The sequence below is a fragment of the Patescibacteria group bacterium genome, from assembly GCA_041671645.1.
GTDB lineage: Bacteria > Patescibacteriota > UBA1384 > XYA2-FULL-43-10 > 1-14-0-10-43-13 > JBAZBD01.
The window spans coordinates 779,203-802,934 of sequence record JBAZBD010000001.1; the positions used below are offsets into that span (position 1 = coordinate 779,203).

Sequence of the window (23,732 nt, forward strand, 5' to 3'; positions counted from 1 at the left end):
AACAATTTTTGAAAGAAATATTTTCTTGTGTCTTTAATGTGACTTGGTTTAAGCGTAATGATTATATAAATGGCAGTTAACGGTGAGATTATTGACAGAAAAGATAGTGAGAAAATATCTTTAAAGCTAACGTTCCTTAAATTAAATGCTTTTTCACTAAGGTGCTGGCTTAAACTTTCCCCGAGGCAAACTGACCGGCCGCATTGTTGGCTACCGTTATCAGTACAAAGTCCAGGCACACAATGACTAAGAGATAGAAACAAAAAAATGACCACAGCCAAAACGGCAAGCACCATTAGATATTTAGCAAAACTATCTTTAATAAGTGTGATCAACATAACCATATTCTATTGTTTTTGGGAGTGCTTGGCAACCAGTACAAAATAAAAAGCGGGCAGGAAGAGGATCTTGAGTGATCCTTCCTGCCCGCGGACGAAGCGGTCATCTGGCCGCTTTGGGGCTGCAAACGGCTACCAGGAACGCCAGCGCTGGTATTGCCAAGTTGCAGCCGATGAGTGTGGCACTGAACGAGTTGAGCGTGATCCATTCAATCATCGCCTTGCCCCTTTCCTATAGCGTTAGCTTGATATTAGCACTAGTCGCAAGCAATTAAAAGCGTGAGTACGTTACAAATTAATTTTAGAACTGCTCGATCTTTAATTTTTCATACTCTGCACGAGAAAAAAGTTTACCACATTCTATGTTTCTACACTTGGCAAAAAGACCGGCACCTTTACTCAGAGTTGGTGAACTCGAGATGATGCCGGTTTTCGTTACAAACTCGCCACATTTATCGCAAACTTTATATTTCATTATTATTTTTTAACAAATTAATTCGATTGGCTTATAAAAAATCCCTCTACCAAGAATCCTTTGAGAGAAAAGAACTCTTGACAGAGGGATTCGAACCCTCAAGCCTTTCGGCAACTGTTTTCTAGACAGCAGCGTATACCGTTCCGCCATGCCACCATTGCACTTAATTTTATATCAGATTAAGCCTAGATTCAAGGATAAAAACTTATTTTTTCTTAAATAGCTTTTCAATCTCTGTAAAAATCTTTTCAAAATTATCCTCGGCCGTTTTTGAGTATTTAAAGCCATCCCAAACAAGCTTATCGTGAATGTACTGTGCGACTCCAACCTTATCAAATGATATTCCTGGTTTTTGGAATAACTCAGGGTTCTCTTTGGCTAGCGAAGATTCTATGTGTTTTATTAATTTAACTTTACCATCAAAACCAGTTACGAAATTTTTTGCGAACTTTACAGTTGGATAGTTTTGACCATAATAAGCAATGACTTCATCAAGATACTCTGTTGGATCAAATAGCTCTTCGATGTCTTTTAAATCTGCATGACCGCTGATTGCGGACAGATCTTTCGTGAGCTCTTTCATATTTTGTAGACCATATTCGTCAAGAGTTTTTTTAATCTGATCTGAATCGTTCTTTGAGTCAGGAATTGCAACACATTTTACATTATTCTTGGTTTTACGAGTTAGAAATAGGCAGTAAAGCGGAATATTATCTTTGCCATCAGCGGGCACAAAAGTTCTTGTTTCGTCAGCATAACTCTGCAACCATTTTAACCTAACACCACCTTTCTCTTGGAAATACCTAAGCCATCCAATTAGAAAGAAATAATCCGATATTCCTTCGATCACAATATGCTCCTTGCCCGTCAGAAGCTCTTCGCCAATAAATAAACCTAACGCCTGTCGAAGGGGAGAAACTAGCTGCGAATCTCTCCAGAACCTCTGGTGAAGTGTACTCCCGTACACTTTCTGGCCTTTGACTTTTTCTATGTTTTCAACGACATACAATCTTTCTAATCTTTGCCACTGCATCATCATTGGCTGATGAGTAGTGTAAATAATCTGTGAATTTTTCGTATTAACTTCAAAAAAGTTTTTAAGGTCAATTTGAGAGGAGGCGTGAAGGTTTTGTCCTGGCTCATCAAAAAGCCAAATTATCTTCTTGTTTTCCTTATTAGCGATAGCTAATTTGACGAAAAATTTAAGATACCATTTTTCACCTTCACTAAGGTTATTTAGCTCTATCTGTGCGCCCTGCTTGGTAAAAAAGAAAAAGCACAAATGGCTATCGTGTCTTTCAATGCGATATATTAGGTTGTGAGTCAGCCAATACTTATTTATTTCATCAGTGAGCGTCTCTGATGACTTATTTTGCAAACCAGTTAGTGCCCTCCCGATCTTAGAAGAAAAGTCCGTTGCGGAAACTCCTGATAGTTTTAGTAGATCAAAGAGAAAAGGGTGCTTAGTATCGTCTAACAAGTCTTTTATTGGTGCTGTTCCCTCGACCGCATAATCAAGATCAAGCAAGTTTATGGATAATGTTTTAAAGATTTCTTTAATCGCTAAGGAAATATCTCGGTTTATGACCTCACAGTAATCGCTATAAAGAATATCGACTGAAGACTTTTCTATTTCATGATTTCCAATTAATACAATAAAGTTTTGTAGCTCGGTTCTTAAATTTGTATATGAATCTAAATCATCAGCTACAATGGCGAGTTTTATTTTGGCCTCAATATCGGACTTGGCTTGTTCTAGTTTTGAAATAATATCTTGAGTTGATTGTTCGGCTGTATTTATCTCAGGCGGCTGTTCTGCTGTAGGTGTTTGCGGATCAGCGATGGCCTTCTCTGGAACAACTATCATCAACTGCTTTATTTCTAGACCCAAATCCTTCGCAATTACTTTCAAATTTTTCACTCTCTCGTCCTTGTAATCAAGCGGTGTGATCTCCTGTGAAACCTCACCACCTTCACTTTTTTGAACGCTTAGCTCGAACCCTTTAACTCCCGTGAAACCTTTTTCTTTGAGCTTATCCTCATCTTCTTTCTCGAGAGAAAACTCAGCACTTAGGTTAATAACTTTATTTTTTGTAATTTCAGAATCTTCGTTTAAGGAATCATCGACCAGGAATTTATTATTTTTTAAAGAATATAACGCATATAATATATTTGATTTACCGGAACCATTTTGTCCGATCAAGCAGTTAATCTTGTCGTCATGAAATACTTGATCGCCTATTTCTTTGATTGATTTAAAGTTTTTAACGGAGAACTTTTTTAATTTCATTTTTGTCCTTTTGTAGATAATGGTTTGAGCTAAATTGCTTGCTTTTAGCATATCATTGTAGTCTTACCTGTCAACATACTGTAACTGTTATACTGAGGTAACTGTTTACTTGCTTCTACTTTTTGTGTTAAAACTGTCTCAATTGGTATCTGATTTTGTCCCATTCATTTGTCCCAGTCATCTGGGGCAAAAAATGAGGGCTTTTGAAGCTAAATCTGAAAATATTTTAGCACCTATCCTATACACATATAATGGTTAGGTAGGTTAGGGGAAAAGTGTAAATACTCATCTCAAAAATAATCAATCAAAAAAACATGACAATACAAACAATAACAACTAAACAAGAAGAAATACTAACTCTCATATACAAATACAAATTCCTAAACAGAATCCAAATACAATCATTTCTAGAACATAAAGATCACAGAAGAATAAACAGCTGGCTTAAAGACCTAACAGAAAAAGAATGCATAAAAAGAATTTGGTCAAACGGCTATGTCGAAAGAACAAGACCTTCTATCTATTATCTAGCATCCAGTAGCCTTGCGTATTTATCAAAACGATATTTCATCACTCCCCGATATTTTCCGAAAATAGCAGAAGAAGCAGTGATTGGTCCATCGGAACACTACATTCTTGATTCCCTTTTACTTGCTGATCTTAGTTTAGGTTTTCTAGATAAGAATAAGGAAGCGGCGAATACTTCAGTTATTACCAAAACCGAATTGGCTGAACCATATTCGGAGTATAGCTTTCTGGCAGAGGCCAAGATTAAGCCGGAACTTCTTTTTGCTACGAGAGCCAGTAGCAAAAGTATGACAAAGTATTATCTATTAGAGGTTATTGAGAGATATGCTTCATTCATCTTGGTTCGAAACAAAATCAAAAGATACTTTGATCTGTATTATTCCAATGACTGGGAGGATAACATAGAGGGTGAATTCCCAACAGTACTTTTTGTCTGTCATTCAATGTACTTACTAATTTATGCCAAGAGGTATGCCCGAAGGCTCAGAGCTGATGAATATCCGGATGCTGATTTCACAATTCAGTTTGCGCTACTAGAAAACCTCAAATCAAATGAATCAGGCAGTGATATTTGGGAGAAAGCTTAGACTGAAATAATATCTAGTGTTATTAACGATCAAAGTATTCAAAGATAGCTCAACCTGTTAGCGCAGGTGTATTTATTTAAAATTACCTAATTATTAGACACCTATTTATCATCTCTAGGACTTGTTTATTGGTTGATAAAGTAGCCCTATATTCTCTTGACACTATCCATGTGTGTGATAGTATATAACTATACATTACAGAGATAGTTAGGAGGGTGAGATGGTGCCATGTCAAACACAACTTTTTAATCCTATTGAGACAGTTTCGACTAGCAATAAAATTGCGGCTGAATTTGTATCCACTATCTTGGTTAATCCCTCGCGTGAAACAGTTGAAAAGCGTCCTCGCCAGAATATAACTCTTGACTCTATATTCCCTACCCACCAAGAGGAAGCCAAAATAACAAAGGCAAGACGTATTTTAGGAGAAGTCGGCAGTAATCTCTCAGATGAAGAACTGGAAATATACCTGACCAAATTTGAATTCTTACTTGACACTTGGTTGGATACTTTTGAAAAACAAACATTCAATGGGAAAACATTAGGCCAGTTATTAAGAGAGGGGTAAAAATGGATCAGTTTGGCTTTAAAGAAAAAGAAACAAAAAATGCAGTAATCTACTTGCGCGTCTCAACTGAGGAGCAGGTCGAAAACTATTCTCTGGATACACAAGAAGAAATTTGTTCAAAAGAGGCAAGCAAGCGAGGCCTCACAATTTATCATACATTTCGAGAGGAAGGCCGATCAGCCAAGACCATCACCGGACGGCCCGTACTTATTGAAATGTTGGAATTTTGCCGTACACACAAGAAAGAGATCAATGCCATTATTATTTATCGGCTTGATCGAATCTCACGCCAAACGGCGGACTATTTAGCTATCCGAAAGAAGCTGGCCGAATGTGACATCAAACTGATTTCTGCCACAGAACCGACCGGCAATAGTCCGACTGAAAAGTTCGTTGAAACAATGCTGGCTGGCTTTGCTCAAATGGATAATGATGTCAGAAGCGAGCGAACTAAAAACGGCATGAAGGCAAGATTCATGGCTGGCTTGCCCAGTGGTTATGCTCCGATCGGCTATACCAACCAAAACGGCTATGCAATTAAAGATCATGAAACTTTCGAAACAATGAAAGAGGGCTGGGATCTGATGGCGACTGGCGATAAAAGCCTAAAGGAGATGGCCGTGATATTGAGCGCAAAAGGAATCTATGGTGGTACCAGAAACGGCAGAAGGTGTATTCTTCGCCACCAACAACTTAGTCGAATCTTTAGAAACAAATTTTACACTGGCAAAATTGTTTCCAAAAAGTATGGCCATGAGATTCAGGGACAGCATCCCCCAATGGTTTCTGAGGAAAAATTCTACCGTGTTCAGGCAATTTTGGATGGCCGTAACACGAGAATTGCTTTACCATTAGCCAAGAGAAACCGTGATAATCCCAACTTCCCACTGAGAAGGATTATTAAATGCAAACATTGCGGTGGCTCGTTTACTGGAGCTAAAAGTCACGGACATGGCGGAGAATACCATTACTATTTCTGTCAGAAACGCTGTGAAAAAGAAAACGTTTCAGATAAAAAAGCTGAGGCTGCGATGGAAAAAGAGTTAGGAAGGATTAATCTGAAAGAGAAAGCAGTTTCACTCTTCAACGCCTTTTTACGAAGGAAATATTATGAGCGGATTTCCACGCTACAACAAAGACGAAAAGAGGCAGATACAGAGCTTCAGAAGCTTTACACCTTCCGCCAAGCTCTGATCGAGAAAAATATCGCAGGGGTCTATTCTGACGAGGTATACAAAGAACAAAACAAGCTTGTCGAGAAGAAGATCCAGGCAGCAGTGGCTGCCAAAGACGACGAAGTATTAGAGAAATATAATCTTGAAAAGATCACAGAGTTTGTCAAAGATAAACTCGGAAACCTTGTTCAAACTTATTTGGATTCTGAACTTCAGGAGAAGCGTACGCTCTTAGGTTCGATATTCCCCTCTGGATTGGTCTGGGACAAAAATGACTATTCCAACCCACAAATTAGTGAGTTCTACAGCCAAATATTGGCTTTTGGCAACGATGGGTGCTCATTTGGTACCCGCGGCAGGAATCGGACCTGCGACCTAAACGTTAGGAGTGTTTCGCTCTATCCACTGAGCTACGCGGGCAAATTGTAGTTCTTCTTAGATATAAATTATCACAATTTTAATTAAATTTCGAGCTCTCAAACTAAAAAAGTCCCTAGATGGGACTTTTTTAGTTTGTTTTTGATTTTTATTTGATCTTGACTCGGAGATTCTTGCTTGGCTTGAAACGTGGCATCTTGGTGGCCTTGATTTGAATCTGGCGGCCGGTTCGTGGGTTTACACCAACTCTTGCCTTGCGTTTACCGATGTCGAAAGTTCCGAAACCTGTCAGAGTCACTTTGTTGCCACCAACCAGCTCCTTGGCAATTGCGTCAAGCATTGTCTGAATCCCTACTTCAGCCTCGCGGCGAGAAAGACCAGTCTTCCTGGCAACTTCGTTGATTAGTTCATTTTTGTTCATGCTTCCTTTCTCACCTCCTTATGATTGCTATTTAACTGTTTCGTAAATGCGTTCTATCGAAACTGCCTTTTTCGTCCTAGTATCGATTTCAACCAGACACGCATTAAAAATAGTAGTTCCTACGGCTACTTTATGCGATTGTGGAAGCGCTGTCAAGAATTGCTTGATAATGATGCCCTTTTCGACACCCAGAACGGAATCTTTGGGTCCGCACATACCGAGATCAGAGAGAAATGCAGTCCCCTCTTCGAGAATGGTATCATCTGCGGTCTGAACATGAGTATGAGTGCCCATCACAGCTGAAACTTGGCCGTCGAGATAATGCGCAAGGGCGATTTTCTCGCTTGTCGCTTCAGCATGAATATCAATAAGAACAATTGAATCTTTATTTTCATCTGCAATTTCCTTTGCTACCTTGAACGGACTTTCGGACAATACTGGGATGAAAACCTGACCGAGCAGATTGATCAGAGTAACCTTGTGGCCGTTAACTTCAAAAGTTGCGAAGCCTTCGCCCGGACAATTTGAAGGATAATTTGCAGGTCGGAGAACCTTGATTGACTTGTCTTTGAGGTAAGGGATGATGTCGCGGTTGTCCCAGATATGATTGCCAGAAGTGAAATAGTCGACGCCGATTCGTAACATTTCGTCATACTTTTCCTTCGTCATGCCTTTGCCAGAAGAGAGATTCTCGCCGTTTGCGACAACAAAATCAATCTTCTTCTCTTTCTTCAGCGAAGGAAGTAATTTGGCAACGACTTGTCGACCGGGTTTCCCGACGATATCGCCGATGAATAAAATTTTTATAGTTTCTTTTACCATTACTAAAATTATTTAGCGAATTCGATTGCTCTAGTTTCACGGATAACTTGAATCTTGACCTGGCCAGGATATTGAACCTCTTCTTCTACTTTCTTGGCAATTTCTTTGGCCAATTTAGCCGCCAAGAGATCATCAACACTATCAGGTTTGACCAGAATTCTAACTTCTCGACCAGCCTGGATAGCATATGCCTTCTCGACGCCTTCGAAAGATGTAGCAACACGCTCTAGATCTTCCAAACGTTTCAAGTGGAATTGGAGGGACTCTCTACGAGCGCCAGGGCGAGCAGAAGAGATTGCATCGGCGATCTGAACGATAGCCGCCTCTGGAGTTTCCATCGGGACATCTTCGTGATGGGCTTCGACGGCGTGAATCAAATCTGCAGGCAATTTGAATTTGCGCATGATATCAGCAGAGATGACGGCATGTGAGCCAGGAACCTCATGATCTACGGCTTTGCCAAGATCGTGCAAAAGACCAGCCTTCTTGACCAAAGCAGTATTGGCACCGAGCTCTTCTGAAATTAAGCCAGAGAGACGAGAAACTTCGATTGCATGTTGGAGTTGGTTTTGGCCAAATGAAGTTCGGAATTTGAGACGACCCAAGACTTTGATGATTTCTAGCGGTAAACCAGTAACACCAGTCTCATAGGCCGCTTCTTCACCAGATTTCTTGATATCAGCCGCAACTTTGATTTTGGCTTTGTCGAAGACCTCCTCGATTCGGGTTGGGTGAATTCGACCATCAACTACTAGCTCGGCCAATGTGACACGAGCGACTTCACGACGGACAGGATCAAAGGAAGAAATAACAACAGCGTCTGGAGTATCGTCAATAATCAGATCAACTCCAGTCACCTTCTCGAATGATTGAATATTTCTACCTTCACGTCCGATAATTCGGCCCTTCATCTCGTCGCTAGGAATCTGAACTGTCGAAACAGTTGTCTCAGCAGTAGTTTCGGCCGCAATTCTCTGCATAGCAGAGATGACAATTTCTTTGGCTTTTTCGTCTGCAGAATCTCGGACATATTCCTCGACTTCTTTCATCTTCTTGACCAAGTCTTCCTTGCCCTCTTTCTCAACCAAATCCAGAAGAACTTTCTTGGCGTCCTCCTTGGTCATCTTGGCAATACGCTCAAGCGAATCTTCCTGTTTCTTGCGTAAATCACGCAATGTTTGCTTGATAGTCTCAATCTCTTCCTGTTTCTTCGATAAATCCTTGCGTGTCTTCTCGACTTCGTCAAAACGGCCATCGATAGTTAACTCTCTACGGCGAAGATCACTCTCAGTCTTGTCCAGTGAACGACTCTTGTCTTCATACTCTTTCTTGGCCTGATCACGTTCTTTGAGCGCCTCGTCTTTGCCCTCGAGCAAAATTTCTTTTGCCTTCGTCTTCGCGTCCTCGATCATTTTATCAGCCTTGGCCTGAGCTGAAGAAACCTTACCTTTCGTAGTGTAGCGATAGCCATAATAACCACCGGCACCACCTGCCGCTAGCCCGAGTAGGCCAACAATTACCTCGATCATAAAAACCTTTCAAATTCTCAACATCAAATTAGGCCAGCTTGATCTGACTAGCCAGAGTAATAGTTCCTAGATTGATATATGAGAATATTTTTTTCATAAATTAATAAAATTACATGCTGATTATAGCTTTTTCGTATAGAAAATGCAAATTGGTCTACATAATAATCAAGACCAGACTAGCCTTGCCATTTGGCATCAAATTTGATACTATACGAGGAGTTTCACATGGGTTGTTAGACCCGAAGGGTGGACCCGAAGGGTAGCCCTTGGCTCCTTTGGCCCTCAATTGGTAGAGCATTAGAAAATATGGTAATGGGTTGTTAGCTCAATTGGTAGAGCAGTGCCCTCTTAAGGCATTGGTTCTGGGTTCGAGTCCCAGGCGACCCACCATGGCCCCATCGTCTAGTGGTTAGGACGTCACGCTTTCAATGTGGTAAGAGGGGTTCGATTCCCCTTGGGGCTACCAAGAAAATAACTCAACTTCGGTTGAGCTATTTTTTTGGTAAATTTCTTGGAATCGAAGATTCCCCTTGCCCTGCCGTCCGTAGCTTAAGCGAAGGATGGGGGCTACCAAAATAAAGACTTCATCTTCGGATGGAGTTTTTATTTTGAATAAAAAATGCCAGCTTATGATTTTTGCAATCAATAAGCTGGCTTGAAATGTGAACTAACCTTTACCAAGGCGATTTTCTGGCAAAACGAGGTTATTTTTTGTTAAGAAACCTGATTCTGATTCCAATCGCCGATATCCGATCTTAAATTCAGGAAATTTTTCTAACAAGATTTTTCTGTTTTTAAGATAGGCGTTGAAGAAGAATGATTCCATCAGATACCGTCTGGCGGCGACAGAATCATATGGAACACTGAGAACAGGATGGACTGTGTCCCAATGTGCCAGATTGTGGTCAATTATCATTGATCGTATTATGTCGTCCCTGCCACTTGCTGACTGATGGAAAGGTGTGAAATGTGAACACCTGAATCCTGTCGCCGAGCAAGATTTTATCCAATCCCCACATCGGCCAATATCATTAATGGTTTGGTCCGGGACATCGATGATCATCAATAATCGAGTTGCAATTCCGTTCTTGAGGCAAAGCTTGAAAATGGCATCGGGGTCTTCATCTTGATGCTGTTTTGCCATTACTTGGCGTTCTCTCTCGGTAGGGCTTTCGGTGCCGATGGACAGCATTCCCCAACCCGCCTCACGCATTGCTGGAATCAGCTCATCTGAGTGATGCAAAGCAGGATTAAAAAGTCCGCCCATCACTACTTTGTTGTGTAGCCCTCGGTTGACCATCTCTGCACAAATTGCTAACAACCATTCATGGTTTAGGTTGATATTCAAATCATCCCAATCGATAGATCGGTATCCCTGACCCGCCAAATATTCTACTTCGTCGACCACTTTGATCGGGTCTCGAAATACTACTCTACCTTGCCACGCTTCTCGTGACTCACAAAAAGAGCAATCAAAAGGACATCCTCGTGACCCAGAGATTGAAGTTGGGGCTTGATCACCAATTTCAAGTGGCCATATATCGCGCATATGCAGAAAGGGCAACATTCCTTTGTCTCGAGATGGATATAGGACGCCCGTCCAAGCCATATCCCTGTCAGTGTGAACAATTCCTTTTGCTTGTTTGCCTCCCACGATTGCTCTTACAGCATTTTCTCCTTCTCCAATACATACCCAATCAAAATTGGGGATGAGATAACTGGGCATTGACGTTGCTCCACTGCCGCCAGCTATTAAACCGACGTTGGGATTTTTTGCCCGGATTGCCGATGCAATTTTGTTTGCCTCATCTAGTGTCCAAGTCATACAACTTACGCCAACAAAATTACAAGTTTTAGTTTTATCCAGGATCTCTTCCATAGCTAACGGCGCCAAGCCCAAATCGACAACCTCTACGTCGAAGCCACTATCCTGAAACGTCGTTGCGATATAAAGTAATCCCAAATTTGGTAATTGTGCATTGCCAAATAAGTTTTTGCGGCCCGAACCGCAACTAATCAACATTACCTTCTTTTTTACTGACATAGAAATACCTCCCACCAAAATGTGAATGTGCTATTCCATAGCAAAAATTTTCCAATCCATGGAACACTTTATATTAATACAATTATATTTTTATACAACTTTTTGGACAGATATTGACATATTATGCAAATTACTCTAGGGTAATTAGTTAATTGTTGTCTAAAAATAGGACAAAATGGATAATTTACAAATCAACGGTTTGAGCCAAAAAGAGTTCGAGGCATACAAGAATTTGCTTAGTTTAAAAAGGTCAACCGTGCTTCAGTTGGCTAAAATTTCCAATGATAAACGAACTAATCTTTATCGACTATTAGAAACACTGATCGGCAAAGGCTTGGTGAGCGAAATTTATGAAGGCAGTAAGCATTATTATATTGCCGAATCCCCAAGCAGATTAGTAAATTTCGTCGCTCAAGAGAAGAAAAAAATCGAGGAATTATTGCCAGAACTCGAGCAGATAGAGAAAGAAGCGATGGAGCGACCTAAAATTAAATATTTTGAGGGAAAAGAAGGTATAAAAAATCTCGAAGATGAGCTTTTAAAAGAACGGAAAGAAATATTGGCTTTTTCTTGGCCAGATAAATTGGTACAAAGCATTGAATCTCATGATTCCTTTGTCAAGAAAAGAATAAAGGCAAAAATACCCGCTAGGGTTATCTATCCCGATACAGGAGCTGCGCATAAAAGAAAAACGGGGTTTCGAGAAGTCCGATACTCAAAGAAGTTAAAACCGTTTGATTCGACTTTTATGATTTCTGGCAATAAAGTTGTGGCTTTTTCTCACAAGAGATGGATCACCGGCGTTTTGATCGAAAACAGAGAAATCGCTGAAGGACTTACTGCATTTTTCGATGCCTATTGGTCGGAGCTTAAAGAAACTAAAAAATAAAATTTGCGACCTGGCAAAGATGCAGGCCGCAAGGCTGATTGAAAACTTACTTTTTGTAATACTGATCGTAGTGAGGCTGAGGACCGATACGGCGGCTCCAGAGTTGTCTCTGTCTTTCTGTCATGGAATAGTGGTACTCGTCACGAATCATTTCCTCAAGCTTTTTGGGCCGTTCCATCCAGTTTGAGACGCAAGTTTTTGCCGAAAGCAGCTCGCTACCACGGTCAGATAATTTAACGACACCGAGAGCATCAATTTCGCACCTATCCTTGAGTCTGACATGCTCGATTGGCTCATGGAAGAGCATTGCTGTCAGTAATTGTCCAGGCGTATAACCTTCGTACGAGTCAAGACACATTTGTGCAAGAAGATTCACTTCGTGCAAATTAATTTTTAACATTTCAATCTCCTTCAGATTGGAATAGCTGATTCATTTATTACTCCAGGTTTAGTTTAATGTCAACCGCTCCGTCATCTTTTTGGTATGTAAAACGGGGCATTCTCCTTGACAAAATGGCCGAATCAGAGTATTAATTGGCTACATCGGGCGCACGTTGACAAATACATATTCAAGTTCAAATTTTGCGCATATTCGCACAAGAAGGAGGGAACTTCGATGCGAAAATTATCCCTTTGGTTACTCGCTCTCGCACTGTCCATTATATTGGGCGGTTGCGGTGGCAATGGACAATCGCTGGTGTCCCCAACTCCAGCAGACAACCGAGACTCCATAGTCTCAATCCCCAATGGAGAAATTGGTGGAAATCAATGGATCTCTGTGATCACAATCACAGTGACCGGTCCTGAAATTGATGGGACAATCAGCCAGGACATGACTTACAACGCCGCCACCAGCAAATGGGACGGCCAGCTCCAAGTACCAAATGGCGTCAACAGACTGTTCAAAGTAGTTGCCAAAGATGCCAACGGAGCAACTCAATTCGCCGGTCAGAAACTGGCGGACGTGGCACCGGGAACTTCGGCGACCAACAACATCTCAGTTGACCTATACTCTGGCGATGGCAAATCGCGGATATCGGTCAGGGTTTCCTTTGCCAATGTCTATCTTGGGCTTGGCAAACTATTTGCTTGCTGGGGGCCACACACTATAGAAGGCCAGGACCCCAATCATGACAGACCTACGGATAAGCAGATCTCGGATCAGGGTAATATCGTGACAAGACTTTGTTCAGGCACCAGAATCTACTCTTCCGACGAACGAATGGTTGCGGTCAATGTGAACGCAGGCATACCCTGCACCATTGGCATCAATCTTGGTCCGAACGAAGCCAACAATCAGACGGAGATCAATGCCGCGGCGGCAACCGTGGCAAAATATCCAGAAGTTAGCGCTATATACGTAGGCAACGAGATGTCGATGTCCAGTCTGCCGCCCAATGGGGCCGATCTGATCACGTACATCAATAGCACTCGTACGAAATGCCCAGGTGCTCAGATCGGAACCGCCGATACGTACGACTTCTGGTACAATTCCGGCCAAGGCAGGCCAGAATTGGCAGCGGTATGCGATGTCATCGCGTATCACGACCATATTTATTGGGCCGGCCTTTCGGTCGACAATGCTATGGTCGCGATCGCGGATCATTACCAAAAAATGAAGTCGTTATACCCGGGCAAACGAATTGTTCTCGCTGAAGTCGGTTTTCCAACCGCCGGAGGCACAAAAGGACAAGCAATCCCAGGTGAAATGGCTCAGCGTCTCTTCATCCAAGTGTTCGTCCCTTGGGCTCAGCTCAATGGAGTAGAATACTTTCTGTTCCAACTGTTTGACGAACCGTGGAAAACCGGCGAGCCGAACGGTGTAGGCACCCATTGGGGCTTATTCTATAACACTCTGGTAGCGAAGCCAGAGATAAACAAAATCTGGTTTTGAGGGAGGAAACTACCATGAAAAAATATCTTGCCGGAATTATAACTGTAATAGTCGGCATACTCATGTTGGCCGGCTGTGGCGGTGGTGGCGAAAAACCGCCGGTCGCTAACGGCAACGTCCGTGTCATGATCGCTCTACCAGGTCATGTCGCAACCACAAGTCGCTCTATCTCCGAAATAAAGAAAGGAAGAGTAACTGTGGCGGGCGCTGGCATGACCACCCTGACCGCGGACGCGGCGGTCGATATCGCGAATAAATCTGTCACCGTGATGGTACCAGAAGTAAAACCAGGTAACGATCGAGAAGTCACCTTTGACGGTCTCGATGCAGCTGGGAATATCCTATACACCGGGAGCACAAAGGTCACGGTGACAACAGGTCAAACTGTCGACGCCAATATTACGGCCACACCGACCAACTCGACGGTCAATATTGACATCATCGTCCATGAAGGCACACCGACTCTTGTAGTCGATACACCCCCGGCATTCGGTAGCACAGCCGATTTGACTGGTAAAATCACTGGCGGAGTAAATCCCGCCAACTATGTCGTTGCGGTGTTCTCGCACGGCACTGACGGTAAATGGCGCAATAAGCCAACCTATGCCAGCTATATGACCTATCCCGACAACCTCGGGGCCTGGTCAACGGACATAACTACCGGCGGAGACGACCAGAACGCACCGGAATTTCTGGTGTTCCTGGTGCCGGTAGAGACATACACAGACATTCCGAATTTCTACAGTAACTCGCTTGCCCCCACGGTCGCCAGTGCGGTAGACCAAGTGCAAATACCACGGCCGGCACAATAGCTGGCCAAGACTACTTTCCCCCCGATATTATTTCGGGGGGATTTTTATTTACAAAAATTATTTAATTAGTTATTATATAAGTATCTTAACTAAATTCACAGAAAATTTATGTTTAACCGCAAAAAAACAATTGAAGAGATTCTGGAGACCTTTCATCTGATCAAACGCAAAAGTATGAACATGGTCAATTTTGCCAAAACCGCCGACTTGAATATCATGGGCTCGCAGTGGCTCGTCCTCCACCTAGTGCAAAAAAACGACGGCATCGGGGTCAAGGAAATCGCCGAAGAAATGCACATCTCTAGCCCGGCCGCGACTCAGCTTGTCGACGCTCTTGTGACTCGCGGTTTTCTAATTCGTGAAACTTCCCCTACAGACCGTAGGGCGATAAAATTAAAATTATCCGCCCAGATGAGAGATAAGTTTGCAGATATGAAAAAAGCTGGGATGGCGCATGCTGGCACACTGTTTGAATCGCTAGATGACGACGAATTAGCAACCTTTATGTCCCTCTGCAAAAAACTAGTAAGCGATAAAATAGACATAAATATAGAAAGTGAGAACAAATAAATGTTAAAAATATTAAAATACTTAAAACCTTATACCTGGTCGCTGATTTTGTTGGTGATTTTAATTTACGTTCAGGTCCAAACAAATCTGAAGCTACCAGATTATATGGCCCAGATTATCAACAAGGGCATTGTGGTCGAAAATAATTCTCTGATCTGGAGCACAGGAACAAAAATGCTCCTAGTTTCTCTCCTGGGTGGCGCCTGTATGATTGTCGTAAGTTATATTGCCTCTCGCGTCGCCTCCGGATTTTCTGCCAATTTGCGACAACGATTGTTTACCAAAGTCGAAAGTTTCTCACTTGTCGAATTTAACAAATTTTCGACTGCGTCCTTGATGACAAGAACTACCAACGATATAACTCAAATTCAGACGGTACTCATCATGGTCTTACGGATGGTCCTGATGGCACCGATCATGGGAATCGGCGCGATTATCAAAGCTTACCAGATGGCGCCATCGATGACTTGGATTATCGCGCTGGCCGTCGGTGTTTTAACGCTATTGATTGGCACCCTCTTCGTCATTGCCCTGCCTAAATTCAAAATCTTGCAAAAAATGGTTGATAAAGTGAATTTGGTAATGCGAGAGATCCTAACAGGTCTCAGGGTTATTAGAGCCTTCAATACCGAAAAAATCGAGGAAAATAAATTTGATAAAGCCAACCAAGATTTGACTGGCTTGAATCTTTTCGTGAATCGATTGATGGTGATCATGCAACCGATGTTGATGTTGATAATGAATTTCGCCGCACTATTGACGATCTGGGTTGGTGCTCATTTGATAAATTCTGGCAGTTTGGCGATCGGAGATATGATGGCCTTCATGCAATATTCGATGCAAGTCATAATGGCTTTCCTCTTCCTGACAATGGTCTTCATCATGGTGCCACGAGCAGCCGTATCAGCAGAACGTATCGCTGAAGTTTTGGATACTGAGGTGCTGATCAAAGATCCAGAAAATCCAACGAAATTGCCAGCCGTCGGGCAAGGATTGATCGAATTCAAAGACGTGTATTTTGGCTATCCAGGAGCCGATATTCCAGCCCTAGAGGGCATCAGTTTCAAGGCCAAGCCAGGCGAGATTACCGCTTTTGTCGGATCCACTGGTAGCGGCAAATCAACGCTAATCAATCTAATCCCCCGCTTTTATGATGTCACGAACGGACAAATTCTGGTGGATGGCGTCGACGTTCGTGAAATCAAGCTGGAATCTCTCTGGAGCAAAATCGGCTATGTCCCGCAAAAAGGCACACTCTTTTCCGGCACGGTCGAGAGCAATATTAAGTATGGCGCGCCTGATGCAGATGAAAATGAAGTCAAAAAAGCGGCCAAGATAGCTCAGGCAACTGAATTTATCGACACTCTTCCCGAAAAATTGGCCTCGGCTATCTCCCAAGGCGGCACCAATGTTTCGGGCGGCCAGAAACAACGACTTTCGATTGCTCGAGCCCTAGTGCGCAAGCCGGAGATCTATATCTTTGACGATTCTTTCTCGGCCCTAGACTTCAAAACTGATGCCGCTCTCCGAAATGCTCTCATGACTGAAACCAAGAAGAAAACTGTATTGATCGTAGCCCAGCGAATTTCAACCGTTATTAACGCTGACCATATCGTGGTCCTAGACGAGGGCAAAGTTGTCGGACAAGGTCGTCATCACGATTTGATGAAAGACTGCCCCGTCTATAGCGAAATAGCGCTCTCCCAGCTTTCTGAATCTGAGCTAGACCGAAGCGATAATTCATCTGGGAAAAAGGATGTTAAAACACCCCTTAAATTATCCAGAAAGGAGGCGTTATGAGCGAACAAAATAACCAACAAACTCCTCCGAAAGGTCCTATGCCAGGCGGACGCAACGCCATGGGCGGACCAGGCATGATGGGCGGCGCTACCGAAAAAGCCAAAAACTTCAAAAAAACGATGGCCAATTTGATTAAATATCTAAAGCCATTTTGGATCTCGATAATTATCGTGTTCGTGTTTGCAATTGCCAGTACACTTTTCGCGGTTTTCTCGCCCAAAATACTCGGAGGCGTGACCAACACAATTGTCGACGGATTTATCAACCGCACTGTTTACGATCAAGTCGTAACGCAATTGCCAAAAGGGATGACAATTCCCACTGGAACCTCTGGCGCAGAAATACTCAAGAAAATGCCGCCACAGCAGTTAGCCCAAATCCCCGCAGACAGGCTGGACAAGATACGCGCCCTTGACCTCTCAAGCCGCCCTGGCATAGATTTTCACAAGATAATGACAACAGCTATTCTATTGATCATTCTATATGTCCTCTCCGCCTTCTTCAGTTACCTCCAGGGTTGGATCATGACCAATATTTCCCAAAAGATTACCTACAATTTCAGACGTGATATTTCGATGAAAGTCGGAAGAATGCCTCTGCGATATTTTGACACCAAAACCCACGGAGAAACGCTATCCCGAGTGACCAATGATGTCGATACCGTTGGTATGACACTCAATCAGTCGCTCACTCAGATTATCACCTCCGTCACTATGATCATCGGTTTCTTGGTCATGATGTTTACGATTAGTTGGCAGATGACCCTGGTAGCGTTGATAATCCTGCCTATCTCGATGGGAATAATTGGCATAATTGTTGGCCGCTCTCAGAAATTTTTCAAAAACCAACAGGTTTCTCTGGGCCAGCTCAACGGCCATATCGAAGAAATGTATGGCGGCCATAACGTGATGAAGGTCTTCAATGGTGAAGCTCGCTCAATTGCCAAATTCAATCAAATCAACGACCGACTCTATAACAGTTCATGGAAATCTCAGTTCCTCTCTGGCTTAATGTGGCCCATTATGGGCTTCATCGGCAACGTCGGATATGTCGGCGTAGCAGTAGTCGGTGGCGTCTTGGCTATTCGCGGAAGAGTCAATATTGGCGACATCCAGGCTTTCATACAATATATGAATCAATTCAATCAACCGATTTTACAAACAGCCAATGTCGCTAGTGTGATGCAATCAACAGCGGCGGCGGCCGAACGTGTTTTTGAATTTTTAGATGAAGAAGAGGAAACAGCCGAAGCGCCAGAGCCAATTGTTCTGGAGAAAGTCTCCGGGAACGTCACGTTTGATAATGTTGTCTTTGGCTACGAGCCAGATAAAACTATTATCAAAAAATTCAACGCCGAAATTCACACTGGGCAGAGGGTCGCGATCGTCGGGCCGACGGGGGCTGGTAAAACCACAATGGTAAACCTGCTAATGAGATTTTATGATGTAAACAGTGGCGCAATCAAAATAGATGGCGTCGATATCCGCGAAATGAGACGAGCCGACCTGCGCAAAATGTTTGGCATGGTTCTCCAAGACACCTGGCTATTTAACGGGACTATTCGCGACAATATCGCTTATGGGAAAATAGGCGCGACTGAAGCAGAGATCACCAAAGCGGCCAAGGACGCGCATGTTGATCACTTCGTCCACTCTCTCCCCCACGGCTACGATGCGGAATTGAATGAGGAAGCTGACAATGTTTCGGAGGGAGAAAAACAGTTGCTAACGATTGCCCGCGCCATGCTGGCCAACCCGCCGATGCTGATTTTGGACGAGGCTACAAGTTCAGTTGATACTCGAACTGAGGTATTGATTCAAAAAGCGATGGACAATTTGATGAAGGGGAAAACCAGTTTCGTCATCGCCCACCGGCTTTCGACGATTCGCGACGCAGATTTGATCCTGGTCATGAAGGACGGGAATATCATCGAACAGGGCAAACATGTTGAACTGCTGAAAGCAAACGGTTTCTACGCCGAGCTTTACAACAGTCAGTTCACCGCACCAGTCGTCAATATTTAGCCCAGGGGGCTATCTATTCTCTGAAGAAGAGAGTATAGTAAAAGTGTTAGATAATTTAGGAGATAGATGGAAAGCGAAAAGAACAAACTGTTCGTCGGCAACCTTTCTTTCGACATCGACCAAGAACAACTTGCGTCTTTGTTTGCAGAGATTGACGGTGTCGAAGTAGTAGAGGCGACTATTATCATGGATCGTGAGACCAACAGACCTCGTGGTTTTGGTTTCGTTAAGGTTGCAACTGATGAAATGGCCGAGAAAGCAGTAGCTGCTCTCGACGGTAAAGAAGTTGCTGGCCGCAAGATTGTCGTCAATATTGCCAAGCCACGTGAAGAGAGACCAAGAACTGGTGGCCAGGGTGGTTACTCTAGAGATCGCAGATACTAATAACCAAACTTATAGTTTAGTTAAATAGTCCTACTAAAATAAGGCTGCCGAAAGGCAGTCTTATTTTTATGGTTTACTATAGGCCCAATTTGTGATAGAATCGTGTAAGATTTGCGGGTATCGTATAGCGGCTATTATGCGACCCTTCCAAGGTTGAGATGCGGGTTCGACTCCCGCTACCCGCTCCAAAATATATGGCGGCTATAGTGAAGTGGTTATCACGGCAGTTTGTGGCACTGCAGTCATGGGTTCAATTCCCGTTAGCCGCCCCAGAATTTGGAAAACAAGGGTTAGAAAATAATTTTTCTAATTCTGTTTCTCAATTTTGCGCCCTTAGCTCAGTGGATAGAGCGCTCGACTTCGGATCGAGAGGCCGGGGGTCCGAATCCCTCAGGGCGTACCAGCCCGCGTAGCTCAGTGGATAGAGCAACTCCCTTCTAAGGAGAAGGTCGCAGGTCCGATTCCTGCCGCGGGTACCATAAAAAAATAAATTCAGCCGTAAGGCTGTTTTTTTGATATAAAAATCCCCGCCGGAGAGGCGAGGAGAGGCAGGTAGTATCAAACGCGTCTGGCGTTAAAACGCCATTGAATCATCAAGTGAATTCGCCTATAGAGTTTGATTGGCCGCTTGAGCGCCATTCTTAAATCATAGGGCAATTGTGAAAAAATGAGAATTTGCTTGCCACGATCACCAGCAGCGATAACAATTCTCTCAGCCCAGGCAGAGCCTAGACTTGGTGCATCGTCATGCCAACGAATTGACCCGGCTACCGAAAGGAGGAAAAAGTTTAGATCTAGCGATTCTTTGCGGATACTTTCGAGCGCTTTCTTGGTCCTTTCAAAATCAAATTGAGTGATCGATCGCAAGATTATCCGCCATTTTTCCCTTGGCCAAGCATGCAATAGTTTGTGTAATTCTGAATCATTTTCGCAACGCAACAACGCTCCCGAAAAATCGAGTCGAAGTTCTCTTCTGATTCGACTGAGTGACTGAATCGCCTCCTGACGGCCAAAAACTGTTTTTAATAGATTTCTGATCTTGTAGGTAGGCGGATTTTCGTTCAGAAAATCATTTGAAAAGAGCGGGTTCCTGGCCATACTGCTGATCGCCAGGATTTCCATCGAGGAAAATCCCAGTTTGCGGAAATGCTCCTCAAGTATCTCCAGCACAGCTGGAAATATTTCAATATTGTGTTCTATCCAAAGAATCCGCAGGATTTCTTTTCTGCGAGCTTCATCGCTAAACCAATAGCCCCAGCTTGTTGTAGCTTGGCCCCACCTCAGAAGAGCAAGATGGTTGAAATCTGAACGAGCGAAAGCGCTGACAACTTCATGCCGCCACAAGGGACGACGATGAAAATTCAGGGCGGACTCAAAAACCCATCCCAAAAACCGAGGTGTAACCTCAAACTCTTTGGCGTACCGAAGAATTTGAGTGATCTCGGCAATTGTCCCATAACGAGAACGAATTGGCTGAAGAGTAATCTCGGCAAATTCTGGTACGGATAATCCGATAGACCGTACCAGGTCAATCGCCAATGATATCTCGGCCTCGTTCTCGGCAGAAGTATTTCGATAATAGTAGCCCGACCTAACAATATGCTTTAGAAAGGAGACAACTGTTTGGCCGCTAAAGCCTTCTGCATAAAATTGGTCGAAGAGAGATTTTGTTTTCTCATATCCCAAAGCCAGGGTTATGTAGCAGTATTCTCCCCTGCGATCGTTCCACGCCCTCTCAACATCCCAGTATTTTTGCAAAACCGGTGGTTCGGCAATATCGCTCGGCCTTGGCGCCAAAGCGATCCCCCTTTCCATTTCATCTTCACGTTTTTGCTCTATAGCAATTATCAGCTTAGACAGAGGGACATGATGCCGAATGCAACTATGTGAGTAACGAAAATCTATGGCTCGATGGACTAATTGACTTCGGCCGGTCGCAAGATACTCTGCGATATCGTCTCCATACCAAGTCAACCAAATATGTTCGTTGACGAGCTTGAGAAACTCAACAAATATCGATTTACCATATTTGTTCTTGACTGTACTTAAGCTTTTTCTGGCCTCGTTGATGCCAGATTGCGATGGATGATAGTGGGAAACGACATACTCCACTACTTTATCAAAAATGTCATGCCATTCTGGAAGAAGGGCGGCGACGCCTTCAAACAGATTTTGGAATGCTTTTGTCCGAAGACAATCGTCTTTCCTGGGCATTGTGCTCACCTCCTTCTAGATTTCAAAGTCATAATGGTGCTTATTACTTCATACCTTGTATCACGCTCAAAGTCAAAATAAAAATCCCCGCCGGAGAGGCGAGGATTAGAATTAGCGCTTGTGCAATCCGGAAAATTTAATAGCCGGATATGCGCCACGAGTTCTAGTTTTTGGGGCAGAAAATCCGACACCTGGAATTGTTAGAACAAGATGTCGATCTACCTTGAGATTATTTCCATGATCATCCTGGTAACAGGCGTTTATAATGAAAGTTCGGGCCTGCAGATTTGGGCTCAAATCAGAGATCATCAAACTTCCGTCACAGGAGGCCAGCAGGGAAATACCTAACTCTTCAGTATCGCCTGGAGCGATAGCGAAATCCATTTCTACTGGAGCTGAAGGAAACACCTCATCCGCAGCTATGCTGGGGTCGTACCAGCTGAGGTAGAGCCAATCGCCCGAACCATCATATTGGTCGAAGGTAATGCTTTTAACCAGGAGTTCGGAATTACCTCTATTGTTCAAAGCAATCGTCCAATTCCACTCGGTATCTGTGGGAGAGGCTTCTATCCTGGAGCTGGGAGTGATGGTCAATCCAAGCTGGCCGGTAGCGATCGGCCTAGCGTAATTAAGTAACTCCTTAACGCCACCATCGGTGTCTATCAACCCGTCATGGTCATGGATAGTCGTGATTTTAGTGATAGTTCCAAGAGTCATCTGGCGCAGATCGGTATGATCGGCTAAAGCACTTGCGTTCCCGACTATTAAGTCACTCCATGCTGCACCGGCTACCAATATGTAATTTACGTTTCCAAGCTGGACATTGGGCAAACCGGAATTTAGTTGAGTGAGAAAACTGCTATTAGCTGCGATCTGAGCGGTTGAGTAAGTATCGAATGCCGGCAAATATAGACCAGCACGAGCATTTTCCGGTTTATTGAGATAATCGTCCCTAAGATATGACATGATATTCTCAACTCTTCCCAATATTGAGCCTTCGTTCGCCCCACAAATCGAGACGAAGGAACGAACATTTTTGGTAGCCTTGCAATATTCCAGAGCATAACGAGAGACCAGCGCTCCCATCGAATGAGCCCAAATGTCCATTCGCCGATTTTTGATAGCTAGTACCTTGATACTGTACCCCAGATACCCGCCAGAACTCTCGATGTAGTCGCACCAGCTGTATTCGTAGGCATAAATGTTGGAATACCTCTTGCTCGCAATGACTGCCTCGATAAGTCGATCAAAGACGTGCCTGGTGGCATTCCAACCATGAACAAGTATCAGATCATGGCCATTGGTCATATCGGGATTGGTATAAACCTGGACAAGATCCATTTTCCTTTCTGGCTTGGCCCAGCCCAACTTGCCTATCACGCCTGTGACCTTTTTACCAAAGGTCGAGAAGGCTACTCGGTCAATGACGACTTTGGCACCCCATTTGAGGTACTCTGCCGAAGTCGCAGGCAATTTGCTGATCATAGCCCATTTACCATCTGACAGTTTGGTAAAAAATCCGTAGATGGCAGTGACGGCAGATGTCCTGCCGCCGTAGAGAAGCACTTCCGATGGAAGGTCGATAACTATATCATCGTTGACCTCGGCAGAAACTGTAATAGTAACTTCTGGCTCTGACCCCACAGATTTGAAATTAGAAATCGCCGGAGTGCTAGTAGGAGTAGCACAGTCAATACGCACAGACGTATCTGACAAGAAAGTACCAGCGGGAACAGTGACAGTAATGCCACCGATTGATTTAGAACTGTCGATTTCGGAGTCGGCAGTGACCTGAATTTGGCCGGAAGTGCCCGGCTTTGTCAGGTTAGTGCTATTGTTGGTGCCGCAACCGGCGACCAGAGTGACAAGTAACAATACGAAAAAGCAACGTAACAATTAGTACACCTCCAAAAAGAGATTTTCGTTGTCAAAGGACAACAATTAGTCTTATCTTAGAACAATAACTGGCTGATAGCAAACACCTCACATA

General features: G+C 43.5%; 20 protein-coding genes and 8 tRNA genes. 17 read left to right on the top strand and 11 right to left on the bottom strand.

All coding sequences use genetic code 11. The annotated features are described in order from the left end of the window. The first annotated feature begins 412 nt into the window (after window positions 1-412). Complete coding sequence (locus tag WC227_04125; GenBank protein MFA6963873.1) at window positions 413-613, top strand: hypothetical protein; 201 nt, start codon at window positions 413-415, stop codon at window positions 611-613. Window positions 614-639: 26 nt separating this feature from the next. Here WC227_04125 and WC227_04130 read toward each other — a convergent pair whose 3' ends face one another. The 3 genes from WC227_04130 to WC227_04140 all read right to left on the bottom strand — a co-directional run bounded on the left by WC227_04130 (window position 640) and on the right by WC227_04140 (window position 3,103). Continuing rightward, the gene (locus WC227_04130) at window positions 640-813 is read right to left on the bottom strand and encodes a hypothetical protein (GenBank protein ID MFA6963874.1); all 174 of its coding nucleotides are present in this window, start codon (window positions 811-813) and stop codon (window positions 640-642) included. Window positions 814-890: 77 nt separating this feature from the next. After that, window positions 891-967, bottom strand: a tRNA-Ser gene (locus WC227_04135). A 51-nt stretch (window positions 968-1,018) separates the two neighbouring features. After that, the gene (locus tag WC227_04140) at window positions 1,019-3,103 is read right to left on the bottom strand and encodes an AAA family ATPase (GenBank protein ID MFA6963875.1); all 2,085 of its coding nucleotides are present in this window, start codon (window positions 3,101-3,103) and stop codon (window positions 1,019-1,021) included. A 314-nt stretch (window positions 3,104-3,417) separates the two neighbouring features. On the opposite strand from WC227_04140, the gene WC227_04145 reads away from it, so the two are divergent. The 3 genes from WC227_04145 (at window position 3,418) to WC227_04155 (ending at window position 5,641) form a co-directional block, all read left to right on the top strand. Further along, entirely contained in the window at window positions 3,418-4,218 is an 801-nt protein-coding gene (locus WC227_04145; protein ID MFA6963876.1) for a replication-relaxation family protein, read from the top strand. Between the two features lie 220 nt (window positions 4,219-4,438). Continuing rightward, window positions 4,439-4,786 (top strand): hypothetical protein, encoded by a 348-nt coding sequence (locus WC227_04150; protein ID MFA6963877.1) that lies wholly within the window; start codon window positions 4,439-4,441, stop codon window positions 4,784-4,786. 645 nt (window positions 4,787-5,431) lie between these two features. Further along, entirely contained in the window at window positions 5,432-5,641 is a 210-nt protein-coding gene (locus WC227_04155) for a hypothetical protein (protein ID MFA6963878.1), read from the top strand. Window positions 5,642-6,305: 664 nt separating this feature from the next. Here WC227_04155 and WC227_04160 read toward each other — a convergent pair. From WC227_04160 to rny, 4 genes are all read right to left on the bottom strand, one after another. Further along, window positions 6,306-6,381, bottom strand: a tRNA-Arg gene (locus tag WC227_04160). Between the two features lie 106 nt (window positions 6,382-6,487). Continuing rightward, window positions 6,488-6,760, bottom strand: coding sequence for an HU family DNA-binding protein (locus tag WC227_04165; GenBank protein ID MFA6963879.1), 273 nt, complete (start codon window positions 6,758-6,760; stop codon window positions 6,488-6,490). Between the two features lie 27 nt (window positions 6,761-6,787). Continuing rightward, window positions 6,788-7,567: a TIGR00282 family metallophosphoesterase gene (locus tag WC227_04170; GenBank protein ID MFA6963880.1), complete on the bottom strand. Its 780-nt coding sequence runs from the start codon at window positions 7,565-7,567 to the stop codon at window positions 6,788-6,790. A 23-nt stretch (window positions 7,568-7,590) separates the two neighbouring features. After that, the gene (rny, locus tag WC227_04175; protein ID MFA6963881.1) at window positions 7,591-9,111 is read right to left on the bottom strand and encodes a ribonuclease Y; all 1,521 of its coding nucleotides are present in this window, start codon (window positions 9,109-9,111) and stop codon (window positions 7,591-7,593) included. Window positions 9,112-9,425: 314 nt separating this feature from the next. On the opposite strand from rny, the gene WC227_04180 reads away from it, so the two are divergent. Beyond that, window positions 9,426-9,501: transfer RNA gene (locus tag WC227_04180), tRNA-Lys, on the top strand. A gap of 1 nt (window position 9,502) precedes the next feature. Beyond that, window positions 9,503-9,577, top strand: a tRNA-Glu gene (locus WC227_04185). Between the two features lie 201 nt (window positions 9,578-9,778). Here WC227_04185 and WC227_04190 read toward each other — a convergent pair. Beyond that, window positions 9,779-11,155, bottom strand: coding sequence for a radical SAM protein (locus tag WC227_04190; protein ID MFA6963882.1), 1,377 nt, complete (start codon window positions 11,153-11,155; stop codon window positions 9,779-9,781). A gap of 175 nt (window positions 11,156-11,330) precedes the next feature. On the opposite strand from WC227_04190, the gene WC227_04195 reads away from it, so the two are divergent. Continuing rightward, a complete protein-coding gene (locus tag WC227_04195) occupies window positions 11,331-12,044 on the top strand; it encodes a helix-turn-helix domain-containing protein (GenBank protein MFA6963883.1) in 714 nt (237 codons plus the stop codon). Between the two features lie 46 nt (window positions 12,045-12,090). On the opposite strand, the gene WC227_04200 is transcribed toward WC227_04195, so the two are convergent. Next, entirely contained in the window at window positions 12,091-12,444 is a 354-nt protein-coding gene (locus WC227_04200; protein ID MFA6963884.1) for a hypothetical protein, read from the bottom strand. 216 nt (window positions 12,445-12,660) lie between these two features. On the opposite strand from WC227_04200, the gene WC227_04205 reads away from it, so the two are divergent. From WC227_04205 to WC227_04250, 10 genes are all read left to right on the top strand, one after another. Then, on the top strand, window positions 12,661-13,938 hold the full coding sequence (locus WC227_04205; GenBank protein MFA6963885.1) for a hypothetical protein: 1,278 nt from the start codon (window positions 12,661-12,663) through the stop codon (window positions 13,936-13,938). Window positions 13,939-13,952: 14 nt separating this feature from the next. Beyond that, complete coding sequence (locus WC227_04210; protein MFA6963886.1) at window positions 13,953-14,750, top strand: hypothetical protein; 798 nt, start codon at window positions 13,953-13,955, stop codon at window positions 14,748-14,750. 108 nt (window positions 14,751-14,858) lie between these two features. Continuing rightward, window positions 14,859-15,320 (top strand): MarR family transcriptional regulator, encoded by a 462-nt coding sequence (locus WC227_04215; GenBank protein ID MFA6963887.1) that lies wholly within the window; start codon window positions 14,859-14,861, stop codon window positions 15,318-15,320. Further along, the gene (locus tag WC227_04220) at window positions 15,321-17,120 is read left to right on the top strand and encodes an ABC transporter ATP-binding protein (GenBank protein MFA6963888.1); all 1,800 of its coding nucleotides are present in this window, start codon (window positions 15,321-15,323) and stop codon (window positions 17,118-17,120) included. It begins immediately after the preceding gene. Further along, on the top strand, window positions 17,117-19,144 hold the full coding sequence (locus WC227_04225; protein ID MFA6963889.1) for an ABC transporter ATP-binding protein: 2,028 nt from the start codon (window positions 17,117-17,119) through the stop codon (window positions 19,142-19,144). The genes WC227_04220 and WC227_04225 overlap by 4 nt, the downstream gene beginning before the upstream one ends. A gap of 66 nt (window positions 19,145-19,210) precedes the next feature. After that, window positions 19,211-19,528, top strand: a complete 318-nt coding sequence (locus tag WC227_04230) for an RNA-binding protein (protein MFA6963890.1) — start codon at window positions 19,211-19,213, stop codon at window positions 19,526-19,528. A 113-nt stretch (window positions 19,529-19,641) separates the two neighbouring features. Continuing rightward, a tRNA-Gly gene (locus WC227_04235) sits at window positions 19,642-19,716 on the top strand. A gap of 9 nt (window positions 19,717-19,725) precedes the next feature. Next, window positions 19,726-19,800: transfer RNA gene (locus tag WC227_04240), tRNA-His, on the top strand. 55 nt (window positions 19,801-19,855) lie between these two features. Beyond that, window positions 19,856-19,931, top strand: a tRNA-Arg gene (locus tag WC227_04245). After that, window positions 19,932-20,007: transfer RNA gene (locus tag WC227_04250), tRNA-Arg, on the top strand. A gap of 79 nt (window positions 20,008-20,086) precedes the next feature. Here WC227_04250 and WC227_04255 read toward each other — a convergent pair. Continuing rightward, a complete protein-coding gene (locus WC227_04255) occupies window positions 20,087-21,742 on the bottom strand; it encodes a hypothetical protein (protein ID MFA6963891.1) in 1,656 nt (551 codons plus the stop codon). Window positions 21,743-21,853: 111 nt separating this feature from the next. After that, window positions 21,854-23,638, bottom strand: a complete 1,785-nt coding sequence (locus tag WC227_04260; GenBank protein ID MFA6963892.1) for a hypothetical protein — start codon at window positions 23,636-23,638, stop codon at window positions 21,854-21,856. Window positions 23,639-23,732 lie beyond the last annotated feature (94 nt).